The 13103-nt window shown below is 59.7% G+C and carries 12 protein-coding genes; 7 read left to right on the top strand and 5 right to left on the bottom strand.

Features of this window, described 5'->3' with window-relative positions:
• Nucleotides 1-25 precede the first annotated feature (25 nt).
• Nucleotides 26-1360 carry an aspartate aminotransferase family protein gene (locus tag BLU28_RS13415; RefSeq protein ID WP_022563540.1) on the bottom strand — a complete coding sequence of 445 codons (1335 nt, stop codon included), beginning with the start codon at nt 1358-1360 and terminating at the stop codon, nt 26-28.
• 103 nt (nt 1361-1463) lie between these two features.
• On the opposite strand from BLU28_RS13415, the gene BLU28_RS13420 reads away from it, so the two are divergent.
• The 3 genes from BLU28_RS13420 (at nt 1464) to BLU28_RS13430 (ending at nt 5025) form a co-directional block, all read left to right on the top strand.
• Nucleotides 1464-2312 (top strand): LysR family transcriptional regulator, encoded by an 849-nt coding sequence (locus BLU28_RS13420; protein ID WP_048902979.1) that lies wholly within the window; start codon nt 1464-1466, stop codon nt 2310-2312.
• A gap of 453 nt (nt 2313-2765) precedes the next feature.
• On the top strand, nt 2766-4361 hold the full coding sequence (locus tag BLU28_RS13425) for an EAL domain-containing protein (protein WP_022563538.1): 1596 nt from the start codon (nt 2766-2768) through the stop codon (nt 4359-4361).
• Between the two features lie 349 nt (nt 4362-4710).
• Nucleotides 4711-5025, top strand: coding sequence for a hypothetical protein (locus BLU28_RS13430; protein WP_022563537.1), 315 nt, complete (start codon nt 4711-4713; stop codon nt 5023-5025).
• A gap of 162 nt (nt 5026-5187) precedes the next feature.
• Here BLU28_RS13430 and BLU28_RS13435 read toward each other — a convergent pair whose 3' ends face one another.
• From BLU28_RS13435 to BLU28_RS13450, 4 genes are all read right to left on the bottom strand, one after another.
• Nucleotides 5188-6969 carry a thiamine pyrophosphate-binding protein gene (locus BLU28_RS13435; protein WP_077986449.1) on the bottom strand — a complete coding sequence of 594 codons (1782 nt, stop codon included), beginning with the start codon at nt 6967-6969 and terminating at the stop codon, nt 5188-5190.
• Between the two features lie 181 nt (nt 6970-7150).
• Nucleotides 7151-8008, bottom strand: coding sequence for an SDR family oxidoreductase (locus BLU28_RS13440; protein WP_077986450.1), 858 nt, complete (start codon nt 8006-8008; stop codon nt 7151-7153).
• A 78-nt stretch (nt 8009-8086) separates the two neighbouring features.
• Nucleotides 8087-8266, bottom strand: a complete 180-nt coding sequence (locus tag BLU28_RS13445; protein ID WP_004438143.1) for a hypothetical protein — start codon at nt 8264-8266, stop codon at nt 8087-8089.
• Nucleotides 8267-8378: 112 nt separating this feature from the next.
• Nucleotides 8379-9998, bottom strand: a complete 1620-nt coding sequence (locus BLU28_RS13450) for a GMC oxidoreductase (protein ID WP_077986451.1) — start codon at nt 9996-9998, stop codon at nt 8379-8381.
• A 195-nt stretch (nt 9999-10193) separates the two neighbouring features.
• Between BLU28_RS13450 and BLU28_RS26880 the strand changes: the two genes are divergently transcribed.
• The 4 genes from BLU28_RS26880 (at nt 10194) to BLU28_RS13465 (ending at nt 13070) form a co-directional block, all read left to right on the top strand.
• The gene (locus BLU28_RS26880) at nt 10194-10583 is read left to right on the top strand and encodes a hypothetical protein (protein ID WP_158454201.1); all 390 of its coding nucleotides are present in this window, start codon (nt 10194-10196) and stop codon (nt 10581-10583) included.
• Between the two features lie 119 nt (nt 10584-10702).
• The gene (locus BLU28_RS13455; RefSeq protein ID WP_276572491.1) at nt 10703-11755 is read left to right on the top strand and encodes an ABC transporter ATP-binding protein; all 1053 of its coding nucleotides are present in this window, start codon (nt 10703-10705) and stop codon (nt 11753-11755) included.
• The gene (locus BLU28_RS13460; protein ID WP_006698697.1) at nt 11752-12402 is read left to right on the top strand and encodes an ABC transporter permease; all 651 of its coding nucleotides are present in this window, start codon (nt 11752-11754) and stop codon (nt 12400-12402) included. The genes BLU28_RS13455 and BLU28_RS13460 overlap by 4 nt, the downstream gene beginning before the upstream one ends.
• Nucleotides 12399-13070, top strand: a complete 672-nt coding sequence (locus tag BLU28_RS13465; protein ID WP_004438136.1) for an ABC transporter permease — start codon at nt 12399-12401, stop codon at nt 13068-13070. Before BLU28_RS13460 ends, BLU28_RS13465 begins: the two co-directional genes overlap by 4 nt.
• Nucleotides 13071-13103 lie beyond the last annotated feature (33 nt).

Genomic DNA, 13103 nt, shown 5'->3' on the forward strand with positions numbered 1-13103 from the left:
AGGAAAGAAGCCCGGCATCGACATGCTACCGCGTCGCCTGGGCGGATTCGATTGAGTCCGCCAGTATTTCCAGCCCGAGGTCGATCTCGGCATCGGATACGGTGAGCGCCGGCGCAATGCGGAAAACACCGCCCATGCCGGGCAGTTTGACGATGTTCATGCTGAGCCCTCGCAGCATCGCCTCCTGCATGATGCGGGCGCCCAGCTCGAAACCGGGCGCTTTCGTATGCCTGTCGGCCACGACCTCAAGCCCCAGCAGAAGCCCGCGGCCGCGCACGTCGCCGACACACTCGAACCGCTGTTGAAGTGACAGAAGGCCTTCCTTCAGGCGGTTGCCACGGGCGATTGCCTGCTCGACAAGGCCATCGCGGGCCACCACGTCGAGAACCGTAACGCCGACAGCCGCAGGCAACGGATCCGACACGTGGGTCGTATAGAAGAGAAAACCTCTCTCAAAGGCTTTCTGCTCCACCTCCTCGCTGGTCATTACCGCGGCGAGCGGGAGGCCGGCCCCCAGCGTTTTTGACAGCGTCATAATGTCGGGTGTAACGCCATCCCGCTGAAAGGCGAACATGTGCCCGGTCCTTCCGACCCCGGTCTGGGCTTCATCGAGGATGAGCAGCATGCCGCGCTCGACACACTTCTTCTTGAGCGCAGCAAGATAGCCGACGGGCAATTCGAGGATGCCACCGCTCGACAGAATTGGTTCGGCAATAAAGGCGGCAAGATTGCCGGTGGACTGGCGGTCTATCAGTTCGAAGGCGTCATCAAGCTCCGCCTTCCAGTCATTCGATCCATCAGAATTCGTGAATCGCGGACGATAGGCGTTCGGTGCCGGGATGACGAGCGAGCCAGCCGTTGCAGGGCCATAGCCCCTGCGGCCGGCGCTATAGGTCGCGGAAGCCGCTGCGCCGGTCATTCCGTGCCAGCTCTGGGCGAAAGCGACGATCTCGTGGCCACCGGTGACGAGCTTAGCCATACGGATGGCCGCCTCGTTGGATTCGGCGCCCGTGGTCAGCAATTGTACCCGGTCGAGACCCGGCGCGAGGGCTGCCAGCCTCGCCGCGAGCTCGACCACGGGACGGGACAACATCCCGGAAAACAGATGCGCAACCGACGCCATCTGCCGGTTGACGGTGGCGACGATGTCGGGATGGGTGTGCCCGAGCAGGGCGCTCATCTGGCCGGAGGTGAAATCGAGGATGGCACGGTCATCCGCATCATAAACGAAACTCCCCTCGGCCCGCTCAACAATGATCTCCTCGAAGGCAGGCCCATAACGGGTGAGATGTCTGTTGGCCGCCGCCCAGAAGGCCGGCTCCTCATTCAACGATGTGAAGTTCTTCGAAAGATCGTCCATGCCGAGGTTCCCTGTGTCTGATTTTGCCGGACGATAACAGGCTCTTGCAGAGGCAGTCCAATTGATAGTATTTCAAGCGGATATAGATAATTTTGATATCGCCATGCTTGATCTCACACTTCTGAAGAACTTTGTTACCGTTGCGCGCGCAGGCTCCATCAGCACCGCAGCGACGCAGGTGGGGCGCACGCAATCGGCGCTCAGCACACAGATGCAGCGGCTGGAAGAACAGGTGGGGCAACCGTTGCTGCAACGAACCGGTGCGGGGGTACGGGTGACGGCAGCGGGCGAAAAACTGCTGGCCCATGCCAGCACCCTGCTGGCCCGTCATGACGAAATCCTCGCCGACATGAACGGCGCCACGGTTCAGGGCACGGTTAGCCTCGGATGTCCCGAAGATTACTCCATCGCCTTTCTTCCCGAATTGCTCAGGGGCTTCTGCGCCACCTATCCGGAAGTGGATTTGCGTATGGTCTGCGCGCCGACGATAGAGCTGCGCCCTCTCCTTCACCGCCGTCAGATCGACATGGCGCTGGTTTCGCGCTCGGAACCGGATCACTCCGAGGTTCTTCGAAGGGAAAGCTTCGTCTGGGTGGCGGACAGGCCGGACACGGAACTTCTTGCCAAGGATGTGCTGCCGCTCGCTCTTTCGGCACCGGCGACCCTGGATCATCGCGCGGCGTGCAACGCCATGGAAACAGCCAATCGCCGCTACAGGATCGCCTTTGCCAGCAACAGCCTAGCGGGCCTCATCGCAATTGCGCGATCCGGCCATGCCATCAGCGTGCTCACGAGAACCGCTGTTCCACCGGATCTGCACGTCGTTAAAAGCTGGCTGCCTCCGCTGCCGACAATCGGCATAGCAATCGAATGCTCCGGCCCGCAGAGCTCCCCGGCGGCCAGGGCCTTGGGTGATCACATCCGTGCCGTTCTTCCAGGGTTGACCCCTTGAAACATTCCACCCAAGGCCACCGCATTCGCGCGGCTTTTGGATGAACGCAATGCAGTTTTGCCCCAGAACCAAAAGAGGCCCGTTGTTCTTTTCAAACAACGAGCCTCTATCGTGCCGCTTGGCGGAGCGACCGGAGACAAATTCGCCTCCTGCACATGAACCTCAGATGAACAACGACCCTTAACAAAGCCCGAGAAACCACCCGTAAGAATCCGGCGTAACGGCAGGCCGGATCGTTGAGATAATTCCGACAGAGCTTGGAATTGCGTCGAGGGATCAGTTCGGATCAAGACCCGCTCAACGAAAACGTGTATGCAGCGATCAGGGCAGCCATTTGGTCAAACCTTCGGACGCCCCTTCCGGGTGCACATCGGCAGGCGACCATCTGCGGCAGGAATATCTCATGGGGTTGATGGCTATGGGGCCAGCATTGCACATGCCGAGGGACCGGTGATGGAAACAAGACGAAACCGCGTCATCACGACTGGAATAATTCTGGGGCTTCTCGGCGCGATGATACCGATCGCCACCATGGCCTACGCATCATGGATCATCGCGGTCAGGAAGGATCAGGACATTTTGAAGACGCTTGCCGATCAGGCTATTCAACGGGCGTCGGACACGTTCAGGGACGCAGAGAATGCGCTCGATGAGGTGGAAGCTGCCCGCTTGCCTTCCTGTTCCAACGACCACATAGAACTGATGCGCAGACTGACGATAAATGCACCCTCAGTGGAAGAAATCGGATATTTCGAAAACGGCGTCCTGAAATGCACCTCCTGGGGAGCCACCCAGGAAACGATACGCCAATCGCCGATCGATTTTACGACCGGGCAGGGATTAGAGGTGGCTATTCGCGTGGAGCCAAGCGCCAGTCGCGGCACACGGATGATCGCCCTTCACCACGGCGCGCACGGCGCACTTGTCAAACCCTCGCGTTTTGTCGACATCCTCATGGATGACAGCATGTCCCTGGCTCTTACGAACGACCGGGGCATTTTGATAAATGAACTGAATGCACCTGACCGCGCCCTGGTGCCGGCACCGCTCGGCAAGCCCCAAAAGGGCATGACGGAAGACACCATCTATGCTGTCAGCCGCCGTGACGATCTGGTGGCGATTGCGATGGAGCCACGTTCCAACGTCGCAGAGCAGGTGCGGCGTGAACGGATCTTGTTTCTTCCCGCCGGGGCAATTGTCGCGACCTTTGTGGTCGGCATCGTGGCATGGTTGTCGAAGAGGCGCCTGTCGCCACTCGCGGAGCTCGAGATCGCCGTTCGCAAACGGGAATTCATCGTTCATTACCAGCCCATCGTGGAATTGAAGACGGGCATCTGCGTTGGGGCGGAAGCGCTGGTGCGATGGAGGCGGCCGGACGGTACGCTTGTCCGCCCCGACCTGTTTATCCCCCTGGCGGAAGAAAGCGGCCTGATCATGCCGATCACCGATCAGGTCATCGACGCCGTCATCGCCGATCTTCGCAAGGTGCTTGTCGAGGACCGAACCCTGCACATCGCCATTAATCTCTGCGCGGACGACATCAAGTCTGGGCGTGTTCTCGCGGTCATCGCCAGCAAGCTTCAGCATACAGACATCCGGCCCGAGCAGATCTGGCTTGAGGCCACCGAGCGTGGCTTCATCGACATCAACGCGGCAAAGGTCACCCTTGCCGAGGCGCGCCAGCGCGGCCATTCGGTGGCGATCGACGATTTCGGAACCGGCTACTCCAGCCTTCAATATTTGCAGGGCCTTCCCCTGGACGCGTTGAAGATAGACAAATCCTTTGTCGACACGGTGGGCAAAGATACCGCAACGAGTTCGGTCACATCACACATCATCGGCATGGCGAAAGCGCTTGGCCTGTTCACCGTGGCAGAAGGTATCGAGGCGGAAGACCAGCGGGACTATCTGGAAGGTCAGGGTGTGGATTTCGGTCAAGGATGGCTGTTTGCGAAAGCGCTTCCCGCCAGCGAATTCCTTGCCTACCACCGTCACACGAAGCAGAAATACGGCGTCTCTCCCGAAATCATCAAGGCGGCGGGCAAATAGGACATGGTCGTGTGCGAGGTCGAATCCCGGGCTGGCAGGCAACACAGGTTGAAACTGCGATATCTCAAAAAGAGACCTCCCCAAAAGCATCTTGGAGGAGGCCAGTTGGGGAGGTCGTCCACGGTGACCAAGCCAGGGGCAGTTTCGGAGCGCTTGGCCACACAGCCCATCGGACGGGCCGCCCTCGAACCGGGCACTGCGGCAATTGTTCCCTGAAAGGCGTTTTTTGACTTCATGCGCATCCCAGGGGCAGCAATTGATACCCCTGAGAGAAAAGCGCGAACCTCAGCCGGCGGGAACATCATCTGGCGAGGCGAGTTAGGGGCGGTTCAACAACAGGAGAAACGCGATGCCCCGCGGCGACAAATCGTCCTATACGGACAAGCAGAAGCGCAAGGCCGAACATATCGAAGAAGGATATGAGGATCGTGGCGTACCCGAAAAAGAGGCCGAACGCAGGGCCTGGGCCACGGTGAACAAGGAGAGCGGCGGTGGCAAGAAATCCGGCGCCGGCCGCGGACACGCGGAAAACCACGCGCCATCGAAAAAGGGTGGCCGCAAGGGCGGCGAGGCCGCGGCTGCGAGACCCAAGACCGAACGGTCCGCCTCCGCCAAGAAAGCTGCGGCCACCCGCAAGCGCAATGAACAGCATGCACAGCATTGAACCGTAAACCGATCGTGTGTTCGCCAACCAGAGGCGCTGATGACGTCCATGACGTCATGACATCCGATGCGTGCAACATGAATGCCGGGGAAACCGTTCAGGAGGCCTGCGTGGCTGAACAATCAGCCACGGGCGGTCACCTCCCTTCCCAACCGGCACCGATCAGTCCCCCTCGGTTTCAGCGTTCTCTCCGCCCCGCATCATCGTCAGCAGCGGTTCGCGCGCGATGTTTTCTTCGATCCGCTGATGGCCAGAGGTTTCCGGTAGAGCCTTCTTGAAGTTTGCTGCGTAATCCTTCGGCATTTTCGGTGGCATCATCGGTTCGTATCTATCGACATCGGCCTGGATAATGACCGGTCCCTCCACTGCGAACGCCTCGTCAAGAACCCGCTCGATCTCATCAAATGTGGAGATCGTGAAACCTCTTCCCCCCATTGCATCTGCCGCCGCGGCAAAGTCGATCGGCGCGAGTTCGCAGGCGAATTGCGGGTGGCCGAGGAACATCATCTGCTCCCAAGCGATCTGGTTCAACATTCCATTGCATATGACCAGGATCCTGAGCGGCAGGCGATGCCGCACGGCGGTGGAAAATTCGCCCAGTTGCATTGCAAGGCCGCCATCGCCCACAACCGCATGCACATGCCGGCCGGGACACGCCAGTCCTGCGGCAATTGCATAGGGCAAACCGGAGGCCATCGAGGCGAGTGCACCCGAAACGGAAAAGGCATTTGTGGTCCTAAGATCGATGTGGCGCGCCGCCAACTCGGTATTCTGGCCTGAGTCGGTCACGAGCATTGCGTCCGAACCCATGCGTCGCCCGAAGGCATGAGCCACCGGCTGCGGCTTCAATGGGTGCGAGCGGTCCGAGGTGAGAAGCGCCATCTGCTCACGCCACCCGCGCATCTGGTCCTGTGCGGCTTCAAGAAAAGACCGGTCGCCCTTTTTGTCCAGCATGGCGTTCAGGCGGCGCAATATGTCGCCCGCATCGCCCACAAGGCCACACTGCACCGGATGACGAAGCCCAATGCGTTGCGGGTCGAGATCGATCTGGACTGCCTTGACTGCCCGGGGATCAGGGTAAAATTCGATATAGGGAAAAGTCGATCCGACAATCAGCAACGTGTCGCAGTTTTTCATGATTTCCTGGGATGGTGCAGTGCCCAGGATACCGATACCGCCGGTGGTGTATGGGTCGTCATCATCCAAGGCCGCCTTGCCGAGAAGCGCCTTCGCCACCGGTGCGCCCAGCAGTTCCGCGCTTTGCTTCAGCTGGTCGCGCGCTTCGATAGCACCGCGCCCGGCCAGGATAGCCACCCTTTTTCCGTCGTTGAGCAAGCCGGCGGCCTCTCGGACAAGATTGTCAGCGGGTTCGTGGCGGTAAGAGAACCATTCATTCGGAACGTGCCTCGGCAGGTTTCGCCGGGATCGGCCTTCCTCTTCTGCCGGCTTTTCCTGCGTGTCGTTGGCGACCGAAAGATGCGCCACACCGCGGCGGGCGAGAGCGGTCCGGCAGGCAAGGCTGGCGACATTTTCCATATGTGCCGCGTCGCTGACAACAGTATTGTAGACGCTGACATCTTCAAAGACCCGTGTCAGGTCAACATCCTGCTGCGTGAAGGTTTCGACTAGGTCATGATATTGCATCCCGGTGATCGCAAGGACAGGAACCTGATCGAGTTTGGCATCATAGAGGCCTGTCAGCAGATTGGTGCCGCCGGGTCCCGAGGTCGCGAGACAGACCCCCAGCTTTCCCGTCCATTTGGCGTAGGCCGTCGCTATGAAGGCCGCAGACTGCTCATGCCGGGTCTGGATAAACCTTACGGCGTCCTGACGCTTGCGCAGCGCTTCCATCACGCCGTTGATACCATCGCCCGGAAGACCGAAGACGGTATCGACGTTCCATTCGATCAATGTCTCCACCAGAATATCGGCTGCTGTGGTCATTGTCCGTTCCTCGCTCCTGTCGCACCCCGCCGATTGCCGTCGGGATGCTCATTTTCCAAGAGAGTCGTATTCGGCTCCACGATACGACGCTGTCGGGGTCATCGCCGCGGCCGAAGCGAGCCCCAAGGCAGCAGACCCGTCACCCAGGCACGCGCCCCTCCACACGGCTTGCCCACCGGGTTCAGATGATCGGCTTGCCGCCGGTCACGGCTATGGTTGCGCCGGACACATAGCTCGACAGAGGCTCAGCCAGCATGACATAGGTTGTCGCCAACTCGGCCGGCTGGCCCGGGCGCTTCATCGGCACCTGCTTGCCAAACTCGGCTACTTTTTCCGCGGGCATGGTGGACGGTATGAGGGGTGTCCAGATCGGACCGGGCGCGACCGCATTCGCCCGGATGCCTTTTTCCGCCAGCAGCTGCGCCAGGCCAGCCGTAAAATTCTGGATCGCGCCCTTCGTGGTCGCATAAGCAAGGAGAGTCGGATTGGGACTGTCGGAATTGACGGAGGCGGTGTTGATGATTGCCGCCCCGGCCTTCATGTGTGGAACGGCTGCCTTCGTCAGATAGAACATTGCGTGGATATTGACGGCAAAAGTCATCTCCCACTCGTCGTCACTGATGTCTTCTATTTCGGTGAAGGTGTTCTGATGGGCCGCGTTGTTGACGAGGATGTCGATGCCGCCCAGTTCCGTACGGGCCTTTTCGACAATCTGGCGGCAATGGGAGGATGACTGGATGTCGCCCGCCACCAGAACCGCCCTGCGTCCGGCTTCCTCTACCAGACGCCTCGTTTCTTCAGCGTCATCGTGTTCGTCGAGATACGCTATCAATATATCGGCGCCCTCGCGCGCATAAGCGATGGCGACTGCCCGCCCGATACCGCTATCGCCACCGGTAATGATCGCCTTTTTTCCCTCCAGTCGGCCAGACCCTACATAGGTCTTTTCACCGTGATCAGGAACAGGTGACATGTCATTGGTACGGCCTGGGATTTTCTGTTGCTGTTCTGGAAAAGGGGGCTGCGGGTAACCGGTCATGGAGCTTTCCTGTCTTTCACAAAATAAACAAAGAAATCCCCGCGGCGCGCGCGGGGATCTTTCGGCTATCGGTAGTCACTAGGAGTTTTTATGGCTCTGCTGGCCGGCCTTTACATGCTGCTCATGCGTGCCGCCGCGGGTTTTGCCGTTGTCACCGCCGCCGGAGGCCGATGCAGACTGCGAACGCTTATCGCTGCCTTTATGGCTCTGCTGGCCTGCTTTCACGTGCTGTTCGTGCGTACCACCCTGATTTGCCATGGTATGTCTCCTCATGTTGGTGATTTATCACTCGCGCGCCTCATGGCCCTCACCAGTCGAACTGCGCGGCCCGAAAGGAGTTCCGAGATTTAACATTTCGTGAGGACGTATTTCACGGACCGGCGTGGAACGCTGGCTCGTGGCCCTTGAGCTTTTGGCCCAGATGGTCGGCAAGCCGCATGGCAAGCGCCACGGCCGGCAAGGTGGGATTGGCGTGCCCGCCCGTCGGGAACACGCAGCTCCCGGCGACATAGAGATTGGTGACACCGTGGACCTTGCAATCACTGTCGACCACGCCCGCATCGGCTGTTGCGGCCATCCGGGTCAAGCCGATCTGATGGAACCCGTCATAGGCCTGAACACGAAGAGCCTGCCTCCGCTCTGAAGAGGGGTGTAGAAAGTCGAGCTTCCCAACCCCATTTTCCCGCAGCCACTGATCCAGAAAAGCATGGGATTTTTCGATCGACTCAAGATCTTCCTCGCTGACCCGATAGTCTATCGCAACAGCGGCGGGCCGATCCTCCACGCCGGCGGGAGCCGGCAGAACCGTGCTGGCGTGATCAGGTATCTGCTCTGCGTGATAACGCAGGAGATAGCGCCGTGCCGGATTCACGAGCGGTTTATTGCGATCGCGGCGGCGGAGGAGCTGGCCGACTGTGGCCTGCAGATCGCGAAAAGCCAACAATGTAGGGACCAGATTCCGGAAATGCTCGCGATAACGAACGCCTGTGCTCAGGCGGGACCCTGCGGCCTTGCCCTTGGCCAGCAGACCATAAAGTCCGGTTAATTGCAGCGCTAGAAACAGGGCGGAAAGACCGGCAGAATGGTGAAGCGCGTTCGATATGGAGATGGTATCGAGCCAGAAGACGGAATTGAGCAGACCCAGACGCTGCTGGACATCGCCTGAAAGCTGGAACCTTCGACGGAAAATTCCACCGGAAGGCGCTCTTTGAAAAGACAGCTGTTCCACCGTGGCGTCATTCTCAAGCTCGATCACGGCAATATAACCGGTAAGATGGCCTTGATAATAATGCCCGAGCGTCGGAGAAATACGCTCGGGCTGTTTCGTGCGTAGTTCGTGAAGCAAGCGGACATTGCCCACGCCGCCGCAGGCCAGCACAAGCGTCGTTACCGGAACACGCATGTCGCCATGCCCGTTGCTGAGCCGGACATCCGTAACCGCCCCCGTGGCGTCGACATCGATTGTCGTTGCGGATGTATCCGAAAGAAAATGTATCAAACGGGATTTTTCAATTCGCTCCCGGCATGTCACGCCAAGGTCCGGCTGGCTGCTCCACCACTCGATAGAGTCAAGATGGACATCTCCTGCCGGTGAAGCACCGACGCCCGGCGACAGAGCCGAAGCCCTGACATTCAGAAAGTGCAGGGCATCGGCATAATAGCGGCTTATACTCCCATGACCGATCGGCCACCCGGAATTGGGAACATGCGCACGCTCGAGAAAATCAATGTCATCGAACGGCACACAACGCCCGCCCCACAGTGACGTGGTTCCTCCGAGCCCTCCTGCTGTCGAAGAAGCCAGAGGCGCATGGTGGTGATTTGTAATGCTGGCAAGCCGTCCATCATGACCACTTCGGCCTGCCTCCACCAGCAGAACACTTACGCCCTGTCTTTCGAGTGCAAAGGCAAGCGCGAGCCCGACCGGCCCCGCCCCAATAACGCAAACCTGAAACGATATCGAAGACGCGCCCGGATTGTATTCGACCATCACCCCTCGCTTCCACGGATCATTTCCACACTAACGGATGGTGGGGGGTGTCTTGCAACGCCAAGTTTTCACCGTTCACTTCGCGCCACTCGCCCCCCGGGCGGGAGCGCCGTACAGGCTAGCCAGAGAGTTCGCCGGACGCAAACCCGAGTGCGAGAGAAGAGCTTATGCGGCAGCGGCTTCGGAACCATGCAGATGAAGAGCAATTTCAAAGCCGCGCCGTTCCAGCCAACGGGCCACGACCCGGGCGCGAGCTTCCAGCGGCTTATCTACGGGAACGGTGCGAGCGGCATCTTTCATAGGCTACACACATGTCTGCCGCGGAGTTTCCGAAACGAAGCCAGCGTAACCGTCGCCCCGCGCTCAGCCCGCGCAGAATTTTTTCTCGACATCGTGATTGCTAACTGGGGCAGCCCCCTTTCCACCGACTTGGGCGAAAGACAGCGCGGGGCGATTTCTCTTTCAATTTCAAACGGTCACGTTCCCCACACCCCACGCAAATCGCCCAAAGAATTATCAAAATCGCGACACGCGAAATCTTTAGGCACACCCGCTTGCGAAATCGAAAACTTCGTGATTGTATAGACAACTTGAGGGCAGCAATAGAGGGTGGTCAAAAACCCCGGCTACAGAGGATTGTGTGCGTGATAACGTTCGATCAGGTCAGCAAGCATTATCGTGGCGCGACAACGGCTGTAGACAGGTTGTCGCTCACCGCGCCGACAGGAAAATTGACCATTTTCGTTGGCCCCTCAGGCTGCGGCAAGACCACATCGCTGCGTATGATCAACCAGCTGATCACGCCTTCGTCCGGGTCGATCCTTCTTGACGGCGAACCCACGGAAAAGATGGACGTAGCGCTGCTGCGGCGTCGGATAGGGTACGTCATCCAGAACGCTGGTCTCTTTCCCCATCGAACGGTGGTGCAGAATATAGCGACGACAGCGCGCCTGAACGGCACCCCCAAGCAGCAGGCGCTTCGCACCGCGCACGATCTGCTGGAGCGCGTAGGACTGTCGGCTGCCTTTGCCGATCGGTATCCGTGGCAGCTATCCGGTGGACAGCAACAGCGTGTTGGCGTTGCCCGGGCTTTGGCGTCGGATCCGAAATTCATGTTGATGGACGAGCCCTTCAGCGCGGTCGATCCGGTCGTTCGCGCGCAGTTACAGGATGAATTCCTGCGTCTTCAGCGCGAAATCGGCAAAACCATCATCATGGTGACACACGATATCGACGAGGCACTGAAGCTTGGGGACCAGGTGGCGGTGCTGCGCACCGGCGGTACGCTGGCGCAAATTGCCACGCCACAGGAGTTGCTTGCGCGGCCGGCGGATGAATTCGTCGCAGACTTCATCGGCCGCGATCGCGGCTACCGGATCCTCGGTTTCGCCGAGTTCAAGGAAGGCATTTCTCTTGGCAAGGAGCCGACGGCGCCCCTCGGCACCAGTCCCGAGTCACTCCGTCAGATTGCCACAGACCGTTGGGTCCTGATAACCGACGCCGCAAATCGTCCGCTCGGCTGGGTGGACGTTGAAAGCACCGGAAATACCGTGCGCGAAGGCGACCTTAATCTCAGCGGGACCCTTGCTGTCGAGGGAAGCAGCCTGCGCCACGTCCTCGACGCGGCGCTCAGTTCACCTTCAGGCCGGGGCGTGATTGTGAGGCCGTCCGGCGAACTCGTTGGCACTGTGACCTTGCCTGATGTTGTGGCCGCGATTGAGGCCGCGCGCAACGGCCGTCAGGGGACGAGGTCATGAGGTTCGACTGGTTATACCGCGAATCCGGCCGCATCGCCGAACTGTTCGCCTGGCACGTATGGCTTTCCGTCATCCCCGTTGTGATCGGACTCATCCTGGCGCTGCCCCTCGGATGGCTCGCGCAGCGGGCAGGTCTTTTTCGCTCTGCAATGCTCGGCGCAGCCGGGCTGCTTTACACCATTCCTTCGCTGGCGCTCTTCGTCCTTCTGCCGCTCGTGTTGGGTACACGCATCCTCGATCCTCTGAACGTCGTCGTCGCGCTGACGATCTATGCGCTGGCTCTTCTGGTGCGAACCGTCAGCGACGGACTGGAGTCGGTGTCGCCGGATGTTGTCCAGGCCGCAAATGCCATGGGGTATCGCCCCATGCACCGTCTGCTCTTCGTCGAACTTCCCCTCGCCGTTCCCGTGATTGCAGCGGGCCTGCGCGTAGCCGTGGTTTCGAATGTCAGCATCGTCTCGGTCGCGGCGCTCGTGGGGACACCCCAGCTCGGCCTGCTTTTCACACAGGGACTGCAACTGCGCTTTCTGACACCGATCATTGCAGGCATTATCCTGTGTATTGTTCTGGCGGTCCTTCTGGATGGCATTGTGCTTTTCATCGCACGTCGTCTCACACCGTGGCAGGCTGGAGGTGCTGAAAGATGATCGACTGGTTTTCAAACCCGGCACACTGGACCGGCAATGACGGTGTCTTCGCACTTATTGTGCAGCACCTGGTGTATAGTTCCATCGCCCTCTTTTTTGCGTGCCTGATCGGCCTGCCGGTCGGCCTCTATGTCGGACACACCGGCCGTGGCGTTTTCCTGATTGCCGGTCTCGCCAATGCCTTGCGTGCACTTCCGAGCCTTGGCCTGATCGTTCTGCTGGTAATCCTGTTCGGACCCGTCTTTTCGTCAGACATGGCCTTTATTCTCCCCAGCATCGTCGTTCTGGTGCTTCTGGCGGTGCCGCCCATCATGAATGGCACATATGCCGGCGTGGCGGCGGTTGATCCGGCCGCGGTCGATGCGGCGCGCGGCATGGGCAAACGCCCGCTCGACATTCTCTTCGACGTGGAACTGCCATGCGCACTGCCGCTGATCTTTTCCGGTCTGCGCAGCGCGACATTGCAAATCATTTCAACCGCAACGATCGCCGCTTACGTTTCACTCGGCGGACTGGGCCGCTTGATCATCGATGGGCGGGCGCAAAACGACTATTATCAGATGGCAGCGGGCGCCGTGCTTGTTGGCGCTCTGGCGCTGGCCGTCGACCTGACGATAGGCATCATCTCGAAGCTGACGATCTCACCCGGACTGACGCGCCGCCATTAGGCGCGACATGCCCGAAAGACCGACGCATTTTCA

It is taken from the genome of Agrobacterium pusense, from assembly GCF_900102105.1.
Classification (GTDB): domain Bacteria; phylum Pseudomonadota; class Alphaproteobacteria; order Rhizobiales; family Rhizobiaceae; genus Agrobacterium; species Agrobacterium pusense.

Excerpts from the sequence above, each read along its gene's own strand:
- BLU28_RS13440 (WP_077986450.1), bottom strand. The coding sequence starts at position 8,008 with ATGACCGGTTACCCGCAGCCCCCTTTTCCAGAACAGCAACAGAAAATC.
- BLU28_RS13445 (WP_004438143.1), bottom strand. The coding sequence starts at position 8,266 with ATGGCAAATCAGGGTGGTACGCACGAACAGCACGTGAAAGCAGGCCAG.
- BLU28_RS13460 (WP_006698697.1), top strand. The coding sequence starts at position 11,752 with ATGAGGTTCGACTGGTTATACCGCGAATCCGGCCGCATCGCCGAACTG.
- BLU28_RS13465 (WP_004438136.1), top strand. The coding sequence starts at position 12,399 with ATGATCGACTGGTTTTCAAACCCGGCACACTGGACCGGCAATGACGGT.
- BLU28_RS26880 (WP_158454201.1), top strand. The coding sequence starts at position 10,194 with ATGAAGAGCAATTTCAAAGCCGCGCCGTTCCAGCCAACGGGCCACGAC.
- BLU28_RS13430 (WP_022563537.1), top strand. The coding sequence starts at position 4,711 with ATGCCCCGCGGCGACAAATCGTCCTATACGGACAAGCAGAAGCGCAAG.
- BLU28_RS13435 (WP_077986449.1), bottom strand. The coding sequence starts at position 6,969 with ATGACCACAGCAGCCGATATTCTGGTGGAGACATTGATCGAATGGAAC.
- BLU28_RS13415 (WP_022563540.1), bottom strand. The coding sequence starts at position 1,360 with ATGGACGATCTTTCGAAGAACTTCACATCGTTGAATGAGGAGCCGGCC.
- BLU28_RS13420 (WP_048902979.1), top strand. The coding sequence starts at position 1,464 with ATGCTTGATCTCACACTTCTGAAGAACTTTGTTACCGTTGCGCGCGCA.
- BLU28_RS13450 (WP_077986451.1), bottom strand. The coding sequence starts at position 9,998 with ATGGTCGAATACAATCCGGGCGCGTCTTCGATATCGTTTCAGGTTTGC.
- BLU28_RS13425 (WP_022563538.1), top strand. The coding sequence starts at position 2,766 with ATGGAAACAAGACGAAACCGCGTCATCACGACTGGAATAATTCTGGGG.